The sequence below is a fragment of the Erwinia sp. INIA01 genome (assembly GCF_025947915.1).
Classification (GTDB): domain Bacteria; phylum Pseudomonadota; class Gammaproteobacteria; order Enterobacterales; family Enterobacteriaceae; genus Erwinia; species Erwinia coffeiphila.
The window spans coordinates 164,792-185,283 of the sequence record NZ_JAPDNC010000006.1 but is presented as its reverse complement, the minus strand read 5'-3'; the positions used below and the strand labels follow the sequence as shown (position 1 = coordinate 185,283).

At 54.8% G+C, this 20,492-nt stretch carries 15 protein-coding genes; 8 read left to right on the top strand and 7 right to left on the bottom strand.

Translation table 11 applies throughout. The annotated features are described in order from the left end of the window. Positions 1 to 2: 2 nt before the first annotated feature. Positions 3 to 629: a uracil phosphoribosyltransferase gene (upp, locus tag OMR58_RS12795; protein WP_105593251.1), complete on the bottom strand. Its 627-nt coding sequence runs from the start codon at positions 627 to 629 to the stop codon at positions 3 to 5. A gap of 248 nt (positions 630 to 877) precedes the next feature. Between upp and purM the strand changes: the two genes are divergently transcribed. Beyond that, positions 878 to 1,918, top strand: a complete 1,041-nt coding sequence (purM, locus tag OMR58_RS12790; RefSeq protein ID WP_205066417.1) for a phosphoribosylformylglycinamidine cyclo-ligase — start codon at positions 878 to 880, stop codon at positions 1,916 to 1,918. Next, on the top strand, positions 1,915 to 2,553 hold the full coding sequence (gene purN / locus OMR58_RS12785) for a phosphoribosylglycinamide formyltransferase (protein ID WP_264546134.1): 639 nt from the start codon (positions 1,915 to 1,917) through the stop codon (positions 2,551 to 2,553). The genes purM and purN overlap by 4 nt, the downstream gene beginning before the upstream one ends. Before the next feature lie 34 nt (positions 2,554 to 2,587). On the opposite strand, the gene pstB is transcribed toward purN, so the two are convergent. From pstB to OMR58_RS12770, 3 genes are read right to left on the bottom strand one after another with little or no spacing between them, the layout of a single operon-like run. Next, positions 2,588 to 3,364: a phosphate ABC transporter ATP-binding protein PstB gene (gene pstB, locus OMR58_RS12780; protein WP_105593248.1), complete on the bottom strand. Its 777-nt coding sequence runs from the start codon at positions 3,362 to 3,364 to the stop codon at positions 2,588 to 2,590. 12 nt (positions 3,365 to 3,376) lie between these two features. After that, the gene (pstA, locus tag OMR58_RS12775; protein WP_200545680.1) at positions 3,377 to 5,023 is read right to left on the bottom strand and encodes a phosphate ABC transporter permease PstA; all 1,647 of its coding nucleotides are present in this window, start codon (positions 5,021 to 5,023) and stop codon (positions 3,377 to 3,379) included. Further along, the gene (locus OMR58_RS12770) at positions 5,023 to 7,239 is read right to left on the bottom strand and encodes an ABC transporter permease subunit (RefSeq protein WP_264546133.1); all 2,217 of its coding nucleotides are present in this window, start codon (positions 7,237 to 7,239) and stop codon (positions 5,023 to 5,025) included. The genes pstA and OMR58_RS12770 overlap by 1 nt, the downstream gene beginning before the upstream one ends. 211 nt (positions 7,240 to 7,450) lie before the next feature. Here OMR58_RS12770 and ppk1 point away from each other — a divergent pair, with 211 nt between their 5' ends. The 3 genes from ppk1 (at position 7,451) to tehB (ending at position 11,722) form a co-directional block, all read left to right on the top strand. Further along, the gene (gene ppk1, locus OMR58_RS12765; RefSeq protein ID WP_105593355.1) at positions 7,451 to 9,511 is read left to right on the top strand and encodes a polyphosphate kinase 1; all 2,061 of its coding nucleotides are present in this window, start codon (positions 7,451 to 7,453) and stop codon (positions 9,509 to 9,511) included. Between the two features lie 9 nt (positions 9,512 to 9,520). Then, positions 9,521 to 11,047 (top strand): exopolyphosphatase, encoded by a 1,527-nt coding sequence (gene ppx / locus OMR58_RS12760; protein WP_264546132.1) that lies wholly within the window; start codon positions 9,521 to 9,523, stop codon positions 11,045 to 11,047. 72 nt (positions 11,048 to 11,119) lie between these two features. Further along, positions 11,120 to 11,722, top strand: a complete 603-nt coding sequence (gene tehB, locus OMR58_RS12755) for a tellurite resistance methyltransferase TehB (protein WP_264546131.1) — start codon at positions 11,120 to 11,122, stop codon at positions 11,720 to 11,722. 10 nt (positions 11,723 to 11,732) lie between these two features. Here the strand turns inward: tehB and OMR58_RS12750 are convergent, their stop codons facing one another. After that, positions 11,733 to 13,955, bottom strand: coding sequence for an EAL domain-containing protein (locus OMR58_RS12750; RefSeq protein WP_264546130.1), 2,223 nt, complete (start codon positions 13,953 to 13,955; stop codon positions 11,733 to 11,735). A gap of 603 nt (positions 13,956 to 14,558) precedes the next feature. On the opposite strand from OMR58_RS12750, the gene mgtE reads away from it, so the two are divergent. The 3 genes from mgtE (at position 14,559) to denD (ending at position 18,565) form a co-directional block, all read left to right on the top strand. After that, a complete protein-coding gene (mgtE, locus tag OMR58_RS12740) occupies positions 14,559 to 15,992 on the top strand; it encodes a magnesium transporter (protein ID WP_264546129.1) in 1,434 nt (477 codons plus the stop codon). 258 nt (positions 15,993 to 16,250) lie between these two features. Further along, complete coding sequence (locus OMR58_RS12735) at positions 16,251 to 17,570, top strand: MFS transporter (RefSeq protein WP_264546128.1); 1,320 nt, start codon at positions 16,251 to 16,253, stop codon at positions 17,568 to 17,570. A gap of 17 nt (positions 17,571 to 17,587) precedes the next feature. Continuing rightward, positions 17,588 to 18,565, top strand: coding sequence for a D-erythronate dehydrogenase (gene denD, locus OMR58_RS12730; protein WP_200563111.1), 978 nt, complete (start codon positions 17,588 to 17,590; stop codon positions 18,563 to 18,565). Between the two features lie 35 nt (positions 18,566 to 18,600). Here the strand turns inward: denD and OMR58_RS12725 are convergent, their stop codons facing one another. Then, positions 18,601 to 19,095 (bottom strand): helix-turn-helix transcriptional regulator, encoded by a 495-nt coding sequence (locus tag OMR58_RS12725; RefSeq protein WP_200563109.1) that lies wholly within the window; start codon positions 19,093 to 19,095, stop codon positions 18,601 to 18,603. A gap of 501 nt (positions 19,096 to 19,596) precedes the next feature. Then, on the bottom strand, positions 19,597 to 20,373 hold the full coding sequence (locus tag OMR58_RS12715) for a DUF3750 domain-containing protein (RefSeq protein ID WP_264546127.1): 777 nt from the start codon (positions 20,371 to 20,373) through the stop codon (positions 19,597 to 19,599). Positions 20,374 to 20,492 lie beyond the last annotated feature (119 nt).

Genomic DNA, 20,492 nt, shown 5'->3' with positions numbered 1-20,492 from the left:
ATTTATTTAGTACCGAAGATCTTATCGCCAGCGTCGCCGAGGCCAGGGATGATATACCCCTTGTCGTTCAGCCCCTGGTCCACCGATGCGGTATAGAGTTCAACATCCGGGTGCGCTTTCTCCAGCGCGGCGATGCCTTCCGGTGCTGCAACCAGTACCAGAACCTTAATGCTGGTACAGCCGGCTTTTTTCAGCAGATCGATAGTGGCGATCATTGAGCCACCGGTGGCCAGCATCGGGTCAACGACCAGCGCCATACGTTCTTCAATGTTAGAAACCAGCTTCTGGAAATACGGTACCGGCTCCAGCGTCTCTTCATCACGATACACGCCGACGACACTGATACGCGCGCTGGGTACATGCTCCAGCACGCCTTCCATCATGCCCAGACCGGCACGCAGGATTGGCACAACGGTAATCTTCTTACCTTTGATCTGTTCGATCTGCACAGGACCATTCCAGCCCTCGATGGTCACCGTCTCGGTTTCCAGATCGGCAGTCGCTTCATAGGTCAGCAGGCTTCCCACTTCTGACGCGAGTTCACGAAAACGCTTGGTGCTTACGTCGTTCTCACGCATCAGACCCAGTTTATGTTTGACCAGCGGGTGTTTGACTTCCACGATCTTCATTGTTGTACTCCCGGAGTGTTAAGCAGCAAAAAAAAATCGCGAGATTATAGCGCCATTTATCCGCAGCGCCATATGACTTAGTGCAATAGTTTAGTTAATCACCGCGATAGATGTCATGATTAGCTAAAATTCACCTATCCGTCATGCGGGATAAGATGGCACTCGCAAACGTTTGCCTGCACTGTTAGAATTACGGCGCTTTATTTTTACCACCACACCACCAACCGCAAACGCGTGGGGATTTCGCAGTGACCGACAAAACCTCTCTCAGCTATAAAGACGCCGGCGTAGATATCGATGCTGGTAATGCTTTAGTCGACCGTATCAAAGGCGTAGTGAAAAAAACCCGCCGCCCTGAAGTGATGGGTGGACTGGGCGGTTTCGGTGCCCTTTGTGCGCTGCCGCAAAAATACCGTGAACCTGTTCTGGTTTCCGGCACTGACGGCGTTGGCACCAAGCTGCGTCTGGCGATGGACCTGAAGCGCCACGATACGATCGGTATCGATCTGGTCGCCATGTGCGTTAACGATCTGGTGGTACAGGGCGCAGAGCCGCTGTTTTTCCTCGACTACTACGCAACCGGTAAACTGGATGTGGATACCGCAGCCAGCGTGATCACCGGCATCGCAGAAGGCTGTTCACAGTCTGGCTGTGCGCTGGTCGGCGGTGAAACCGCTGAAATGCCAGGTATGTATCACGGTGAAGATTACGACGTGGCAGGCTTCTGCGTCGGCGTGGTCGAGAAATCTGAGATTATCGACGGCAGCAAAGTGACCGACGGTGACGTGCTGATCGCGCTGGGTTCCAGCGGCCCGCATTCTAACGGCTACTCGCTGGTGCGTAAAATTCTGGAAGTCAGCAAAACCGACCCGGAAACCACCCAGCTGGAAGGCAAATCCCTTTCCGACCACCTGCTGGCGCCAACCCGCATCTACGTGAAAAATATCCTCAGCCTGATCGAACAGGTTGACGTGCACGCCATTGCCCACCTGACCGGCGGCGGCTTCTGGGAAAATATCCCGCGCGTACTGCCGGATAACACCCAGGCCGTGCTTGAAGAGTCAAGCTGGGAATGGCCAGCGGTGTTCGGCTGGATGCAGCAGGCCGGGAACGTCAGCCGTCATGAAATGTACCGCACCTTTAACTGTGGCGTGGGCATGGTCATTGCCCTGAGCGCGGCAGAAGCGGATAAAGCGGTACAGCTGATGAATGACGCGGGTGAAAAAGCCTGGAAAATTGGTACCATTAAAGCTTCTGATTCTGAAGAGCGTGTGGTCATCAATCCATGAAACGTATAGTCGTGCTGGTTTCCGGGAATGGAAGCAACTTACAGGCAATTCTGGACGCCTGTCAGCAGGGGCGGATTAACGGCAGCGTGGCTGCCGTATTCAGCAACAAGGCCGATGCCTATGGCCTGGAGCGCGCGCGTGAAGCAGGCGTTCCGGCTCATGCGCTGGCCGCCTCACAGTTTGCTGACCGCGAAGCGTTCGACCGCCAGCTGATGCTGGAAATCGATGCTTATGCCCCTGACCTGGTGGTACTGGCCGGCTATATGCGCATTCTCAGCCCGGCGTTCGTGCAGCGATATGCCGGACGCATGCTGAATATCCACCCTTCCCTGCTGCCGAAATACCCGGGGCTGCACACCCATCGCCAGGCTATCGAGAACGGCGATGATGAGCACGGTACCTCGGTTCATTTCGTGACGGAAGAGCTGGACGGCGGTCCGGTGATTTTGCAGGCGAAGGTTCCGGTATTCAGTGAAGACACCGAAGCGGAAGTGACCGCGCGCGTTCAGCATCAGGAACACGCGATTTATCCGCTGGTGGTTAGCTGGTTCATTGAAGGCCGGCTGGCAATGCGCGAGGATCGCGCCTGGCTGGATGGCCAGCTGCTGCCTGCCGAAGGGCACGCGTTCGAATAGTTGCTACAGGGCGGAAAATATTCCGCCCTTATTTTTAGCCAAACCGACCGGTAATGTAGTCCTCAGTCTTACGCTGCCGTGGTGCTGTGAACAGATCGTCGGTCAGTCCAAATTCCACCACGCTCCCCTGATGCATAAACGCGGTATAGTCTGAAACGCGGGCGGCCTGCTGCATATTGTGCGTCACCAGCACCAGCGTAAAGTGCTGCTTCAGGGTGCTCATCAGCTCTTCAATTACCAGCGTTGAAATCGGGTCCAGCGCAGACGTTGGCTCATCCAGCAGCAGGATCTCCGGTTCAATAGCAATCGCGCGGGCAATCACCAGCCGCTGCTGCTGCCCGCTGGAAAGCGTCAGCGCATTTTGCCACAGATTATCCTTCACCTCGCTCCACAGCGCCGCAGCGCGTAGCGCACGCTCTACCGTTTCATCCAGCACCCGTCGATCGCGAATGCCCTGCAGGCGCAGGCCGTAAACCACATTGTCATAGATGGTCTTGGGGAAAGGGTTGGGGCGCTGGAACACCATCCCAACGCGGCGGCGCAGCTGGGAAAGATCGCGATCGGGGCCGAGGATCGACTGCTGATGCAGACGAATATCGCCTTCCACCCGGCAGTTGTCGATCAGATCGTTCATGCGGTTAAAGCAGCGCAGCAGGGTCGATTTACCGCAGCCTGACGGACCGATCAGCGCGGTAATGCGATTTTTCGGTATCCGCAGACTGATGTTATTCAGTGCCGGTTTCGCCCCATACCACAAACTCAGATTATCCAGCTCAAGCGCGGTTTCCGCATCTTCAAATATGACAGCCATAACCATCCCGTATTAGTGCATCAGCGCACGGTAGCGCTCGCGCAGACGATGGCGAAGGATCATCGCCACCAGATTTAATCCCAGGATCAGCAATACCAGTAACAGCGCCGTGGCGAACACCAGTGGGCGATCGGCCTCGGCGTTGGGGCTCTGGAATGCCAGATCGTAAATTTGAAAACCAAGGTGCATAAACTTACGGTCAAGGTGCAGATAGGGGAACAGCGAATCAATCGGCAGTTCAGGCACCATTTTGACCACTCCGACCAGCATTAACGGCGCGGTTTCGCCTGCGGCACGCGCCACGGCGAGGATCAGCCCGGTCAGCATCGCCGGAACCGCCAACGGCAGCGTGACATGCCACAGCGTTTCGGCCTGTGTAGCCCCCAGCGCCAGCGAACCCTGCCGCAGCGCGGGCGGAATACGCGACAGCCCTTCCTCGGTGGCGACGATCACTACCGGCAGCGTCAGCAGTGCCAGAGTCAGTGAGGCCCATAATAAGCCGGGCGTACCAAAGGTCGGGTTCGGCAGCGTACCGGCGAAGAATAATCGATCGATGCTGCCCCCCATCAGCCAGACAAAGAAGCCCAGACCAAACACGCCGTAAACGATTGACGGCACGCCAGCCAGATTAACCACCGCGATACGTACCAGGCGGGTGAGCATATTGCGACCGGCATACTCATGCAGCCAGATTGCCGCGATCACCCCCAGCGGCATGACCACCACGGACATCAGCAGCACCATCAGTATGGTGCCAAAGATCGCCGGAAATACCCCGCCGTCTCGCTGCCCGTCACCGCTGCTGTCGCTGACAAAATGCCACAGCTGGTCGCCGAAGTGCTGCCATTTCTGCCAGGTACTCATTGTATTCGGCTGCCAGGCGGAAATAATCTGCCCAAGCGGGATACGCTGGGTAACACCGGCAGCATCGCGCAGTAGCAATACCGTGTTGTTGCTTTCAACATGCAGGGCAGAAAGGCGAGATGCGAAGCGCGCAAACTGCCGCTGTAGCTCCGCTCGGTCAGCCTCATACACCGACTGTGCCTGAGCATCAAAATTCCTGCGGGCGACCTGCTTACTGCGCTGCTTTTCCAACGCTTCCAGCTGGGTATTCACTCGTGCCATCGATACCCGGCGGAGTTTTTCCGCTTCGGCAATATGCTGGCGGGCCTGAACCAGGCGCTGTTGCAGCGTCTGGTTGAGATCGCGTGCCATCAGCGTCTGTCCACCCTCCTGCAGTCCATCAAACCAGCCGTAGGCATTTCCACCGCTGAGGCGCTGTAACACAATTACCGGGCCTGGAGTGGTGCGGTTGACGATCTCCGCTGACAGAATGGTACGGAAATCCGGTGCGGCGAAATCGCGATTGCCGGTTTTAATCAGATAGCGGGTGACACTCTCCGGAAGATCCGGTGGCAGCGGCTGGCCACTGGCTTCAAGCTGCTGCCGCGAGACCTGCTGCTGTCCGGCGACTTCACCCAGCAGCTGCTGCTGTCCTGAAGGCGTGTTGATGGTAAACAGCTCCACCGGCTGCGGCCAGAAATAGCGCAGTCCCTGCCAGCCCAGCAGGGCTATCAGCAGCATAAAGACCAGCAGGCTGACGGCGACGGCACCGCCGGTCAGCCAGCGCCAGCGATGGTTGTTACGTTCAGCATTCATCATCCCTGTACCTCCTGCTGACTGTAACGCTGCCGCAGCCTTTGTCTGACTATTTCTGCAATCGTATTCACGACCAGCGTAAACACCAGCAGCACCAGCGCAGAAAGGAACAGTATCCGGTAATGCGCACTGCCCGCCGCCGCTTCGGGCATTTCAACGGCCACATTTGCCGCCAGCGAACGCAGCCCCTGTAGCAGGCCGCCGTCGGTCACCGGCGTATTGCCGGTAGCCATGAGTACAATCATCGTTTCACCCAGCGCCCGGCCAAAGCCGATCATCAGCGCGGCAAAAATACCCGATGATGCCCCGGGTAGCACTACCCGGGTCAGGGTTTGCCACTGCGTCGCGCCCAGCGCCAGCGATCCCTGCCCCTGCGAGGCAGGAACGCTAAAGATTGCATCTTCCGCCAGCGTAAAGATCAGCGGCACCAGCGCAAAGCCCATCGCCACGCCGGCCACCAGCAGATTACGTTGCTGATAGCCCGAACTGAGGCGATCGGCCCACACCTGTCCCCAGATAGCCTGCTCCACCATGGGTACAATCCACAGGCAAAAAAGGCCGGTCAGCAGTAACAGCGGCAGAAGAACCACCACTTCGCGCCCTTCGGTCAGCCAGCGCCTGCGCCAGCGCGGCGGCAGCTTCTGCCTCCCCCAGCTGCACAGCAGCAGCACAGCAGCCAGCATCAGCGGCAGTAGCATCACTCCTGACAGTTTGTCACCCAGCCTTGGGGCCAGCCACAGTCCGGCGATCAGTCCAATCACCACGCTGGGCAGCGCACCCATCATTTCGATGGCTGGTTTCACCCAACGACGCAGCCGGGGTGACATAAACCACGCCGTGTACATCGCCGCCGCCAGCGCCAGCGGGGTGGCAAACAGCATCGCCAGCGCCGCCGCTTTCAGCGTTCCCACCACCATTGGCACCAGGCTATATTTTCCCTGGTAATAGTCATTTGCCGAAGTCGACTGCCAGACATAGTCCGGTTCAGGATAGTTTTCATACCAGACCTTTTGCCACAGGCTGCGCCAGCTGATATCCGGCCACGGGTTCTGCATTCGATAGTGCTGCCAGTTGCCTTCTCGCTCCACCAGCAGTCCGTCCCCTTCCGGTGAAAACTGTGCGCGCTGGATACCTGCCGACAGCTGCCGGGTCAGGATAGCGCCCTGCTGTTTACTGGCGTACAGCTTCAGCTCACCCTGTGGGCTGAGGGTGGCAAAGACACGTCGATGAGCTTCGCCGAACAGCAGCGGCTGCCAGCGGGCACCGTCGAAGTCACGAATCCGCCGCAGATGTGGGCCATCAGCACTGGCGATGTCAAACCACTGCGAAATCCCCCGATCATCCGCGACCAGCAGAGAACTCCCGCCGCTGAGCAAAGCCAGCGATTTTGCCGGTCTCGGCAGCGTCACCGCATCACGCAGCGTGGGAGCCCCCTCCCCCAGCGTCCAGACGCGCAGCTGCGAGCCGGAAAGGGTAAACAGCAGTCCACCGTCGGGTGAGAGCAGCAGCTGATTCACATTGCTGACGGTTAAATTTGTGTTTTGTGCGGGCTGCTGCGGCTGGAGTTGCCACAGGGTAATACGATCGGTCCCGGCCAGCGCAACAACCCAGCGATTCTCGGCACTTTGGGCCACGCTGATTTGCCCCGCTCCGGCATCACCAGAGGCAACAGGAATATCACCCAGCGGGAAGCTCCACTGTGGTTTCTGCGGCAGGCTGAAGTCGGGGCGCACAAGCAGCATATTGCCGTTGTTATCCAGCAGCAGCGTCGTCAGGTTATCTGCGCTGGAAGTGGCGCGAACCGGCCCCGCCAGCAGCGTCTGGGGCTGAAGTTGCAGCGTCGGCTCAGACTGGGGCTGAGAGCGCTGATCCGACGTTGGCTGCGGCAGCGTCGCGTTTTGCGCTTCCAGAGAAATAAACTGGCCGCGACCGTCTTGATCAATACGCCAGCCCCAGCGCTGAACCTTATCCGTCCCCAGCGCTACCGACTGGCTGTGAGAATCCAGTTTTATCTCGCCGAAATTCTGAAATCCCGGAGCGGAAAATAACGGTATAACCACCCAAATAAGCCAGAAAAATAGCAATAACATCACTAACAGGATGGCTACCCCGCACGCGGTCACCACGCGCCGGGTCAAACGATCGGCAAATCGTCGGCTGCGGGCGTTATCGTGTACGGGAATCGGGTTATCGATCATGCCTGGTCTGTTTTCCATTTTGCTGTAAAGCCGCTATGTTGCCCGTATGCGGTTAATAAGACAATTAGACAGTGCGATACAATGACATATGCCCGCCGCAGTAAGGGTTCCTCACTGTCTTTGTCACAAAACCGTCATACATCTGCCGTTGGACATTGTTGCCATACTCTCGCCATAATGTTGCAGAACAATGGATATCTTCATCCTGAATCAGCCGAACGGAGTAAAAATGGGTCAGGAAAAGCTTTACATAGAAAAAGAATTAAGCTGGCTGTCCTTTAATGAACGAGTGCTACAGGAAGCTGCTGATAAAACTAACCCGCTGATTGAGCGCATGCGTTTTCTGGGTATCTATTCCAATAACCTGGAAGAATTCTATAAAGTTCGCTTTGCCGATTTAAAACGTCGCATTCTAATCGGTGAGGAACAGGGGTCTCCCAGCACGCCAAGGCATTTGCTGAAAAAAATTCAGGCACGCGTTCTGAAGGCCGACCAGGAATTCGACAGCCTCTATAACGACCTGCTGCTGGAAATGGCGCGTAATCAGATCTTCCTGATTAACGAACGCCAGCTTTCCCCTAATCAGCAAACCTGGCTGCGACACTACTTCAAACACCATCTGCGCCAGCACATCACCCCCATCCTGATCAATGAAGACACCGATCTGATTGAGTTCCTCAAGGATGACTACACCTACCTGGCGGTGGAAATCATTCGCGGCGAAGAGATCCGCTACGCCCTGCTGGAAATTCCGTCCGATAAAGTACCGCGCTTCGTCAATCTGCCGCCGGAAACGCCTCGCCGCCGTAAGCCAATGATTTTACTTGATAACATCCTGCGCTATTGCCTGGGTGATATCTTCCGTGGCTTCTTCGATTACGATGCGCTGAACGCTTACTCGATGAAGATGACCCGCGATGCGGAATATGACCTGGTCAACGAGATGGAGTCCAGCCTGCTGGAGCTGATGTCTTCCAGCCTGAAGCAGCGCCTGACCGCAGAACCGGTGCGCTTTGTTTACCAGCGCGACATGCCCGATGCGATGGTCGAACTGCTGCGTAAAAAGCTGAACATCTCCAACTATGATTCGATCGTTCCCGGCGGCCGCTATCATAACTTCAAGGACTTTATCGGCTTCCCTAATGTCGGCAAAGCAAACCTGGTCAATAAACCGCTGCCGCAGCTGCGCCACATCTGGTTTGACCGCTTCCGCAACGGCTTTGATGCCATTCGCAACCGCGATGTGCTGCTCTACTACCCGTACCATACTTTCGAGCACGTACTGGAGCTGCTGCGCCAGGCCTCGTTTGACCCATCGGTGTTAGCCATCAAGATCAACATCTACCGCGTAGCCAAGCACTCACGCATTATGGATGCGATGATCCATGCGGCTTACAACGGTAAGAAAGTCACGGTAGTGGTGGAACTGCAGGCCCGCTTCGACGAAGAGGCCAACATCCACTGGGCCAAGCGCCTGACCGAAGCTGGCGTACACGTTATCTTCTCTGCGCCGGGTCTGAAGATCCACGCCAAGCTGTTCCTGATTTCACGCCGCGAAAACGATGAAATCGTTCGCTACGCTCATATCGGCACCGGTAACTTTAACGAAAAAACCGCCCGTATTTATACCGACTACTCGCTGCTGACCGCTGATGCACGTATCACCAATGAGGTGCGCCGTGTCTTTAACTTTATTGAAAACCCGTATCGCCCGGTCAGTTTTGAACATCTGATGGTGTCACCGCAGAACTCGCGCAAAATGCTCTATCAGCTGATTGATGCGGAAATCGCCAACGCGCAGAACGGCATTCAGGCGGGTATCACCCTTAAGATTAACAACCTGGTGGATAAAGGCCTGGTCGATCGCCTGTATACGGCGTCCAGCGTTGGGGTGAAGGTGAACCTGCTGGTGCGCGGAATGTGCTCCCTGATCCCCGATCTGGAGGGCATCAGCGAAAATATTCGCGTGATCAGTATTGTTGACCGCTACCTGGAACACGATCGCGTCTATATTTTTGATAACGGCGGCGATAAAAAGGTCTTCCTCTCCTCCGCTGACTGGATGACGCGAAATATTGACTACCGAATTGAAGTGGCCGTCTCCATTCTTGATCCTATTCTGAAACAGCGTGTGCTGGATATTATTGCCATTCTGTTAAGTGATACGTTGAAGGCCCGTTATGTCGATAAAGAACTGAGCAATCGCTATGTTCCACGCGGCAACCGCCGCAAGGTTCGCGCGCAGCTGGCTATTTACGATTATATTAAATCTCTTGAGCAACCTGACTGACACACAACTATGCCAATATCCCATAAAAGTACGCCTAAACCGCAGGAACTTGCCGCTATAGACCTCGGTTCTAACAGTTTTCACATGGTGATTGCCCGCGTAGTGGACGGTGCCATGCAGGTTCTGGGTCGCCTGAAACAGCGGGTCCATTTGGCCGATGGCCTGGACAGTAATAATGTACTGAGTGAAGAGGCGATCCAGCGTGGCCTGAGCTGCCTGGCGCTGTTTGCAGAACGTTTGCAGGGGTTCAGCCCAAGCAACGTAACCATTGTTGGAACGCATACTCTCCGTCAGGCGGTGAATGCCGAAGATTTCCTGCAGCGCGCTGCGGAAGTGATCCCCTACCCGATTGAAGTGATTTCGGGCCATGAAGAAGCGCGCCTGATCTTTATGGGCGTGGAGCACACCCAGCCGGAAAAAGGCCGCAAGCTGGTGATCGACATCGGCGGCGGATCGACCGAAATGGTGATCGGCGAAGACTTTGAGCCAAAACTGGTTGAGAGCCGCCGCATGGGCTGCGTCAGCTTCGCTAATCTCTACTTTCCGGGTGGAAATATCAGTAAAGAGGCCTTCCGTCGCGCACGGCTGGCGGCGGCGCAGAAGCTGGAAACCCTGGCCTGGCAGTATCGCCTGATGGGCTGGCAGTATGCACTGGGCGCTTCAGGCACCATCAAAGCCGCCTGCGAAGTACTGGTCGCGATGGGCGAGAAAGACAAGCTGATCACTCCTGAGCGGCTGGAAAAGCTGTATGACGAGGTCATCAAGCACAAATCTTTCGATGCCCTGAGCCTGCCGGGGCTGTCTGAAGAGCGTAAAGGAGTCTTTGTTCCCGGGCTGGCGATCCTCTGCGGCGTGTTTGATGCGCTGGCGATCCGTGAATTGCGTCTTTCCGACGGCGCGCTGCGTGAAGGCGTACTGTATGAGATGGAAGGCCGCTTCCGTCATCAGGATATTCGCAGCCGCACAGCGCAGAGTCTGGCGAATCACTATGCTATCGACAGCGATCAGGCCCGCCGGGTGCTGGAAACCACGGAACAGCTGTTCGAGCAGTGGCGCGAGCAGAATCCCAAGCTGGAAAATCCACAGCTGGCTGCACTACTGAAGTGGGCCGCGATGCTGCATGAAGTGGGGCTGACCATTAACCACAGCGGTATGCATCGCCACTCGGCGTACATATTGCAAAATACCAATATGCCCGGGTTTAACCAGGATCAACAATCGCTGCTGGCAACGCTGGTACGCTTCCACCGCAAAGCGGTTAAAGTGGACGAAATGCCACGACTGACGCTGTTCAAACGCAAGCAGTTCCTGCCGCTGGTATTCCTGCTGCGCCTGGGAACGCTGCTGAACAATCAGCGCCAGGCCACCACCCGTCCGAGCGACTTGCAATTGCAGACCGACGACGGTCACTGGACACTGACGTTTCCGCGCGATTATTTCAGCCAGAACAACCTGGTTCAGCTGGATCTGGAGCGCGAGCAAAGTTACTGGAACGACGTAACCGGCTGGCAGCTGACGATACAGGAAGAGCAATAACGTAGTTGGTTAATGCTCATGTGGGGTTCAGGCTGGCCTGAACCCTTTTTTACAGATATAAGAAGCAATAAGATGATAAGACCCGATAATTTCTTTACGGAAAAGTACCAGCTCACCGCCCCCCATTCAGAAATCGTCGCCGCGCTACCCTATCTTGCAGGCGGAACCGCGCTGGACGTTGGCTGCGGCAACGGCCGTAACAGCCTTTATCTGAACAATCATGGCTTTGATGTCACGGCGTGGGATAAAAACCCTGCCAGCCTGGCGCGGCTGAATGAGATTATCGCCGCTGAAAATCTGACCGGTATTCACACCGCAGAGCACGACCTCAATGCCCTGCGCTTTAACGGTTCCTATGACATGGTACTGTCGACGGTGGTGATGATGTTTCTACAGCCGGAAACCATTCCGCAGCTGATTGCCGATATGCAGGCAAGCACGGCAAGAAACGGGTTTAACCTGATTGTCGCCGCTATGGACACGCCTGATTATCCCTGCACCCTCGGTTTTCCATTCGCCTTTAAATCGGGTGAGCTGAGCAATTACTACCGTAAATGGCGCATCATCAAGTACAACGAAAACGTGGGTCAGCTGCATAAAACCGACGAAAACGGCCATCGTATTTCGCTGCGTTTTGCCACCATCCTGGCGCAGAAAGCGAGCGTAAAAGACTGATTACCGCACTTCATTCTGGAGCCGCGACCAGATTGGCCAGCGGCTCCGGTATGCCGATAACAAACCCCTGCAAATAATCCACACCCAGCTTGCGCAGCGCCATGGCGACTTCTTGTGTCTCAACATATTCGGCGACAATCTGCATACGCTTCAGGCGTGCTACCACGCAGATTGACTCAATAATCTGATAATCCAGGCTGCTTTGCAGCATATTGCGTACAAAGCTGCCGTCGATTTTCAGCATATCCACCTGCACCTGCTTCAGACGTGAGTAGCTGGCATAGCCCGTACCAAAATCATCGATTGCCACCCGGCATCCCAGCTGGCGGAGTTGAGAGATCGTACGATTTCCCCAGCTGTAATCACTCAGCATCGGCGACTCGGCAACTTCAATGATCAGCTGCCAGGGTTCAATATTGCTGGCCTTCAGGCGGGCCGCGATTTCTGCCGCCAGCTGAGGCCGACACAGCGTTGCGGCAAACAGGTTCACTGCAAAACGAATCCCCGGGAGCTGTTCACGATGGCGATCGATAAATGCCAGCACCTGATCCAACACCAGCTGATCGACCTCCCACGTCAGGCCAAACTCCTGCACAACCGGGATAAACTGGGCGGGTTTGATATGTTCCCCCTGCGAATTCACCATCCGCAGCAGGATTTCATGATAATCATCGCCGCGCATGCCGTGGATCTTCTGCGTCATCAGATAGAAGCCACCGTTCTGCATCGCCAGCTGAATATCCTGCAGCATCGCCAGCTTTTCAGTCAGCTGGCGCTGTACCGGTACCTTATCCTTTTGCTGCAGGTTTTCCGCGTGGCCGCTGTGCAAGGCAATCTCCGCCATTGCACTCATTTCTCCGAGCAGCTCATAGAGATAATTCACCGGCGGCATCACGCTACAGTAGCTGATACCTACGTCAGGATGGATCGGCAGACCATCCCAGCTAAGATGATAATCTTTCAGTCGCGCTTCCAGGCTTTCGATACGCGCCAGATTAGCGGAATGCTCCAGGCGCAGCGCAAGGTCAAATCCGGGAAGCTGATAGACGTTTTCCGATGGCAGCAGCCAGGGTTTAAGATGCGCGGCGAGGCTGCGCTTGTATTGAATACGCAACTGTAAACCATAGGTGCGACTCAGGCGGTCAAGGTCGGGTATCCGCAGAAAACAGAGCACTGCCCCGGTATTACTGGTCAATACCTGGCTCAACGCACGCACATTGGGCAGCCCGATAACGGGATCGGTTATCGCCATGCGCCGCGCTTTATCCAGCAGCCGGCGCTGTCGGGTACTGATGGCGGACATCAGCAAAATTGTCAGTGTGAAAACCAGCAGATTCGCCGATATAACCGCCAGATGATATCCCTCAGTTGTCGGGCTGAGGTAGCGGTCACGCAGCTGATAGAGCACGATAAGCAGAATACCCCAGCTCAACGAAGTAAACAGATAGCCAAAACGCGTCGCGGCCCAGAGCATCAACGGCAGCAGCAGAGGAATACCGTAGTCGGTCGTTAACAGGTTTTCCTGCGTAGTGTGAAACTGAGTGAGCATCAGCAGCAGAAACAGCACCAGACTCAGCCACAGCATCCACTCCCTGAACGTTACGCCGGACGCAAACTGATTACGGCAGCGCCGCCGCAGCGTGTAAAAGAAACGGGGATTACGGACTATCCGCAGCGCAAAATAAAACAGCTGCGCGCTCGCCAGCAGGGCCAGCATGGCGGACTGATAGTTAAGCAGGGTATGTATCGAGAACGGATCGCTGGAGAAAATCGAATTACTCAGAGGCAGAATATTCATCGGCGTCACAATTTGCATCAGCACGATAAACAGCGTTGGCATAGCAAAGGCAAGCCAGAACAGCCTGACGGCTACGGTACGCAGCTCACCAATACCCGCCCGCCAGCGGCGATTCGACTGCAGGCTGTATCCTCCCCAGCACATCGACAGCGTGATCAGAAAAACTGAAATGATGGTGACCGCCTGAATGGGCGTATAGCGATGGAAATAGTGCCAGCAGAGTGCAATCGTGATGCCTGGCAGCGCAGCCCAGTTAAACACCATCAGTAGCGCAATCATCAACGCCAGAGGAAGATAGATTAGGTAAACATAACCTTCCGGGAGCCATAGCCGCACTGAAAGAGCGGATGCCAGCGGCAGCGTAACCAGCGACAACAGCAAAGGCAGGCCCCAAAATCGGGCAGAAAACTTTTTCAGAAAAACGGATTTCTTCATTTTTGTAATGTGCTTTTTAACGTGCTGCGCAGGTTTTAAAAGTTTCGATAACAATAAGACAGGATGATAATAAGTAATAATGTCCTGATGCTATTATATGTTGAAAACATGACCACAGGTTGATTACTGTCAATCTTACTATAATTCCCCTCGACCGTAGTTGATTCTGCCGTTGAGCTCATTTTTCAATATACAAAAATCTTGCCAACTGATTGAAACACAGCGCCTGCAGCCATTGACCTGACAGCCCTGCTGTGTCTAAATTAATCATCGCCCGTCAGGGTCTTACTGGATTAAAGTGCGTGAATAGCGCTATGTCATTTCGAAAACGTCAAAAAACCGGAACCATAACCCGTATCATTCTGTTCGTCAGCTTTATCATTTTGTTAGGCAGGCTGATTTACGTGGTGCCCGGTGCGATTGAACATCATAAACAAAAAAAAGCCGCTCCTGTTACGTCCGTCAGCGCTGTTAAAGATAACTAGCGTATCCGAGTGGACTGCATAGCGGGCCGTCGTTTGCGTCTGCCGCTTCTTCGGTGGCTTTAATCGACTAAGCTATAACCTCACATTGCCTGTTCATCGCCAGATTAAAGGACGTTGTATGTCAGCCCTCTCTCATGTTCAACAACTGGCTGAAATTCGTGGCCGCCTTCTGAACCTGCTGCTTAACGATAAAGATCTGGTTGATACGCTGTTAGGGCACCCGCTGCAAGAGTCAGCGGCCGAAGCCGAAGCCCACCGCGAACAGATTGACGAAATCAAGCAAACCCTCCCCCTGCTCCATGCCGCTGATATTGCCGACCTGCTGGAAGCTCTGCCGGGAGAAGAACGTCTGGCGCTGTGGAGCCTGATTGGTAATGACCGTCGCGGTCAGGTGCTGGTAGAAGTTTCCGAAAGCGTCTGGGAAAGTTTGATTGAAGAGATGAGCGACCGCGATCTGCTGCGCGCCATCGAACCGCTTGATATCGACGAACAGGCTTATCTGGCACGATATCTCTCTCGTGATTTAACCGGACGCCTGCTGACCTCTCTGGCGCCAAATCTACGCTCCCGCGTGCTGGACGTGATACATTTTGACCGCGACCGGGTCGGCCGCATCATGGACTTTAATCTGGTGACGGTGCGTTCCGATGTCACCCTTGCCACCGTACAGCGTTTTTTGCGGCGCAGAAAAATTATTCCTGCTGGCACCGATAAGATTTTTGTTACCGACAAAAATAACACCCTGCAGGGCGAACTGCCGCTGACGGAAATTCTGCTGAATACGCCGGATAAAAAAGTCCTGCAGGTGATGAACGACAGTCCGACTACCTTTCTTATCGACGATAAAGCCGAAGATGCGGCGGGCTCATTCGAACGCTATGACCTGATTTCCGCTGCCGTTATTGATGCCAAAGGCAAACTTATCGGCCGTGTTACCGTTGAAGATGTGATTGATCTGGTCAATGACGAGAACGACAGCAATATCCGTAAAATGGGCGGTGTGAACCCGGATGAAGATGTTTTTGCACCGGTCAGAAAAGCGGTTCGTACTCGCTGGACCTGGCTGGCGATCAATCTCTGTACTGCATTTATCGCCTCGCGGGTAATTGGCCTGTTTGAGGACACCATCTCACAACTGGTTGCGCTGGCAACACTGATGCCAATCGTGGCCGGAATTGGCGGTAACACCGGCAACCAGACAATTACCATGATTGTTCGCGCTCTGGCGCTGCATCAGGTTGAACCGGGTAACTTCTCTTTCCTGATTGCACGTGAACTCGGCGTCGCGCTGATAAACGGTGTGTTCTGGGGGGGAATTATGGGCGGCGTAACCTGGGCCATGTACGGTAATGCTGCGCTGGGTGGTGTGATGATGCTGGCGATGGTGCTGAACCTGTTGCTCGCAGCGCTAATGGGTGTGCTGATACCGCTGCTGATGACCAAACTCAAACGCGACCCCGCAGTGGGTTCCAGCGTCATGATTACCGCACTAACCGATACTGGCGGCTTCTTTATCTTCCTCGGACTGGCCACTCTCTTCCTTCTCCACTAATCCTTCCCCCGGATATCATCCGGGGAATCGCCGCTTCTCATCTTAAAACTGTTATAAAATGATAATTAATGGTCTGTAATGTGACTTATCACGCAGATCAAATTCATCTTCACCGCTAATCTAACAAAAAATAACAAAGCTTCACCATTATTAACGTTCCCATCACCGGACGAATACTGAACCGGAGCTGCAGGATCGTCGTTTCACTACCCGAAGAACGGATTTTCCTCTGACTCTTCCCTACACGAAGGATGAATTATGAATATGCAAACATCGGCACCGCCGCTCAGCAGCCATATCAGCGATCGGGAGGAAAATGCATGGAAGCGAGCGGTTTGGCGTATCCTCCCAATACTGATGATCAGCTACATCTTCGCCTATCTCGATCGTATTAATGTCGGTATTGCCAAGCTGCAAATGTCGAGCGATCTGGCATTTTCAGAAACGGTATATGGATTAGGTGCAGGTATCTTTTTTATCGGCTTCTTCTTTTTCCAGGTACCCAGCAATATTGTTCTTCAGCGCTTTGGCGCACGCCGTTTACTGGCTGCACTACTGGCATGCTGGGCGGTTATTGCCCCGCTGACCGCTCTGGTCACTACGCCATTCCAGTTTTATGCCGTGCGCTTTATGCTTGGCCTGACTGAATCAGGCTTCTATCCAGGCGTGATCCTGTATCTCTCATTCTGGTTCCCGTCCTACCGTCGCGGAAAGATGTTTGCACTGTTCGCCGCTGCCGTCCCACTCTCTGGTCTGCTGGGTGGCCCAATCTCAGGCTGGATTATGGATCATTTCCATAATATGCATGGGCTTGCCGGCTGGAAGTGGCTGTTTATCCTGCAGGGGACGCCATCACTGCTGATTGGCCTGCTGGTATTAAAAATGCTGCCCGATCGCATCAACGACGCCAAATGGCTCAGCGCCGAAGAGAAAGCAATAATGAATGCCCGCGTACAGGAGGATGCCGTAGAGGATTCACCACATGAGCAGGCAAGCCTTGGCGCAGTTCTGCGCAACGGCAAACTGTGGCTATTGACCCTGATCTACTTCTGCCTGATCGCCGGTTTCTACACCGTCAGCTTCTGGTTGCCAACGCTGGTTCGCAACGCCGGGGTTGAAGATGTCTTTACGGTTGGCATGCTGACGGCTATTCCCTACGCCGCAGCCATTGTCACCATGATTGTCGCCTCGCGCAGTGCAGATAAACACCGTGAACGCCGCTGGCACCTGGCCGTCATTGCCATCATGAGCGGTGTCGGCATGGTTATTTCAGCCCTCTATGCCGACAACCTGTGGATTGCGATGTTTGGCCTGACTCTGGGTGCGGCCGGTGGGTTGAGCACGCTGCCGCTGTTCTGGAGCCTGCCCACTGCCTTCCTCGGCGGCACCATGGCCGCCGTAGGTATCGCCCTGATTAACTCCTTCGGTAACCTGGCAGGTTTTGTCGCCCCTTACCTGATGGGCTTCCTGAGCGATCTGACTCATTCGACCCTGGCCGGTATGTTGATCATTTCCTGCACGCTTTTTGTTGGCGCTGCAGCGATCTTCCTGATCCCCGGCCGTGTTGTTAACCGCTAATTCTAACGAGGCAAACTATGAATATCGTCATCACCGGAGCCGCCGGATTCCTGGGAAAAAAACTGGTTAAAGCGCTGCTGGCTAAAGGTTCACTGCTTAACCGCCAGGGCCTGATGCAGAACATCACAAAAATTACCGCGTTCGATATCGCGCCACTGGCAGGTATTGACGATCCGCGCCTGCAAGTTGTCTGCGGCGATATCAGTAACCCGGCTGAACTGGCTAATTTGATTAGTGAGCAAACCGACAGCGTGTTCCATCTGGCAGCCATTGTTTCCGGCCAGGCAGAACAGGACTTCGACCTCGGTATGAAAATCAACGTCGACGCTGCACGCCAGATCATGGAGCGCCTGCGCGCATTACCGCAGCGAATTCGCTTAGTCACCACCAGTTCGGTGGCGGTGTTCGGCGGCAAACTGCCGGATAAAGTACCGGATGAGCAGGTGTGGATGCCGCAAAGCTCCTACGGCACGCAGAAAGCAATGAACGACCTGCTGCTGTCAGACTACAGCCGCCGCGGCTTCCTGGATGGCCGTAGTCTGCGTATGCCAACCATCGTCGTTCGCCCGGGTAAACCGAACGCAGCCGCATCCAGCTTTGCCAGCGGTATTATCCGTGAGCCGCTAAACGGCGAAGCGGCAAACTGCCCGGTCAGCACCGATACCCGCCTGTGGCTGATGTCACCGGACAAAGCCGTTGCAGCACTCATCCGCGGCCATGAGCTTGATAGCGAGAAACTGGACCAGGGGCGCGTCATCAATCTGTGCGGCCTGTCGGTAACTGTAGAAACAATGATTGGGTCACTGCGCAAAATTGCCGGTGATGACGTTGTTGCCCGTATCAGCTATCAGCCAGACCAGGCGATTATTAATATCGTTAACTCCTGGCCCGGTGATTTCCATGCCGACTACGCCCGCCGTCTCGGCTTTGAAGCCAATGCCTCATTTGACGAAATGGTCAGAGAATATCTTGCAGAGAAAGACGCCACTGCATGATGTCACCAGGGCCGGTGTTGACCGGCTCCGCTGACCTACTCCTGCCGATAACGCCGCTTCTGGTTGAGCAAATTGATACTTAACGCCACCAGAGCGGCTTCCTGTACTCCCGCAGGTAAACGATAGCTGCCTCGCCCTTCCAGCCAGGACAACACATCAGCAAGATGCCAGAAAGCCGTTGAGCCTTCATGGACCGGGGCGGGAAAAGTCAGATGATGTGCCAGCATCAGCTTGCGCATGTTCTGCCGGGAGACGCCGATAAGATCGGCCACATCGGTCAATCCGACATAATCCGGTGAGACTTCAAACAGCACCGCATCGGCTAACACGGCAGAAATTTGCTGCATTGCGCTGTAAATGGCCTGCTGTGCAGAATCTGACTCACGGATAAATTCCAGTGCGATACGCCCCGGTATCCCCAACCCAATCAGCGCATCATCACAGCCTGCCTGTGCCAGTTTTTCAACCAGCTCATCCGTGTCGCTTACTATCTCTGATAGCTGATACTTCAATGTAAATGTGTATTCCATGGCGTTCCTCTTCCTGATTGTGCCTCATACTGCTGACGAAAAGTGCAGTGCTCAACGACTCGCCGGAGCTGTCGGGCATGATTAACGGCATTCCTCGGCGTACTCCATATGCAGGAAATGCAAAATTCCCCACATCGACAGGCAACGCTGTTCCACGGACAGTACATTTTTCCCCATGCATGTCCTCCTTTGCTTACCACACGCCAGCCCTGCTCTTCGGCATACCGAAGTACGGCTTCAATTTCTTTTATGGCATGGCAATGTCGATCCATCTGTTCCTCCATAGTGCATCCGGGCATTAAACTTGTCAAGTGACAACCTGGTTATTCTTTCCCCTACTCTGCCAGGACTGAATCGAAATAACCAGTGTGAACAAGCAACTGCTGGAGGACTGCCGTAAAAAGAACGGTGAATTTACACTGATGAGAATGATGTTGCGGGCCAGCTCGCAAATTGTAACCAGCCACAGCAAACGGGAGATTAACGGTGAGAACAGGACGGCTAGTTTTGCAGACGATCGCTTTGCAGATTCTCGCCCCCCATCCCACCGATAAAAGGCAGACGCGGGCGCAGCGGGGCAAACTCCAGTCCCAGATTCAGTCCAAGAATATTGATTTCAATCCCCTCTTCGGCTCCCAGCGTAACCCCGGCAAGGCCAAGCAAAGACACCTGCAACCCTCGTCCGGAAGGCGGCAACCCTATCGGATTAAGCAGGGAGCGAAAATCTTTTCCCACTGCGTTTGCCGGCATATCAAGCTGTAAATCTGGCACTTCCCGCCCGATATGAGCAAGGAAGGTGTTACTGTTAGGCCCGGGCCAGGCGTGATAAGTCTGCGGCCACGGATAAGAAGCAATCGCCGCCTGAATTTTCGGGATCATTGCCTCTGCCGCAGCCCCTCGATGCTCCACCAGCAGACGAGGCTTCGCGCCGTACCAGTATCCATCCGGTGGGTTAGCATTCAGCCGCACTTTGTCGCCGTTGCCCCAGCCAATCACTTCATAGCGGCTAAAATGAGTTTCACCCGCACGCTTAAAAATAATCCAGGGATGCACGGCCACCTTGCCTTTCCAGCCATAGGTGGGTGCAACATACACCTGCACAATCGCCAGATTTGCCAACCGGGCCGGATCGGGCGCCATCCCGGAGGAATCACGCCGGGCTGACCACCAGCCCTGACCGGCTGACTCCGCGTGATGGGTTGCCTGTGCCAGGCTGATCCCCAGCGATAGCAGCATAATACAGAGAATAATCAGGCTCAGCGCTTTCAATGGCAGCATGGCCGGCTCCTTTATCAGTTCATAGTTCAGGGTGAATACCGCGCACAAAATTTCACATTCCCTGCCATTCAGGCCTGTTTTCAGACGTGCGAACACATGGCCCAGAATCGGAAATAAGC

Bases quoted from the DNA above. Each gene is read 5' to 3' on its own strand.
- OMR58_RS12725 (WP_200563109.1), bottom strand. From the start codon at position 19,095: ATGGAATACACATTTACATTGAAGTATCAGCTATCAGAGATAGTAAGC.
- OMR58_RS12750 (WP_264546130.1), bottom strand. From the start codon at position 13,955: ATGAAGAAATCCGTTTTTCTGAAAAAGTTTTCTGCCCGATTTTGGGGC.
- ppk1 (WP_105593355.1), top strand. From the start codon at position 7,451: ATGGGTCAGGAAAAGCTTTACATAGAAAAAGAATTAAGCTGGCTGTCC.
- pstB (WP_105593248.1), bottom strand. From the start codon at position 3,364: ATGGCTGTCATATTTGAAGATGCGGAAACCGCGCTTGAGCTGGATAAT.
- upp (WP_105593251.1), bottom strand. From the start codon at position 629: ATGAAGATCGTGGAAGTCAAACACCCGCTGGTCAAACATAAACTGGGT.
- denD (WP_200563111.1), top strand. From the start codon at position 17,588: ATGAATATCGTCATCACCGGAGCCGCCGGATTCCTGGGAAAAAAACTG.
- mgtE (WP_264546129.1), top strand. From the start codon at position 14,559: ATGTCAGCCCTCTCTCATGTTCAACAACTGGCTGAAATTCGTGGCCGC.
- OMR58_RS12770 (WP_264546133.1), bottom strand. From the start codon at position 7,239: ATGGAAAACAGACCAGGCATGATCGATAACCCGATTCCCGTACACGAT.
- ppx (WP_264546132.1), top strand. From the start codon at position 9,521: ATGCCAATATCCCATAAAAGTACGCCTAAACCGCAGGAACTTGCCGCT.
- pstA (WP_200545680.1), bottom strand. From the start codon at position 5,023: ATGAATGCTGAACGTAACAACCATCGCTGGCGCTGGCTGACCGGCGGT.
- purN (WP_264546134.1), top strand. From the start codon at position 1,915: ATGAAACGTATAGTCGTGCTGGTTTCCGGGAATGGAAGCAACTTACAG.
- OMR58_RS12715 (WP_264546127.1), bottom strand. From the start codon at position 20,373: ATGCTGCCATTGAAAGCGCTGAGCCTGATTATTCTCTGTATTATGCTG.
- OMR58_RS12735 (WP_264546128.1), top strand. From the start codon at position 16,251: ATGAATATGCAAACATCGGCACCGCCGCTCAGCAGCCATATCAGCGAT.
- tehB (WP_264546131.1), top strand. From the start codon at position 11,120: ATGATAAGACCCGATAATTTCTTTACGGAAAAGTACCAGCTCACCGCC.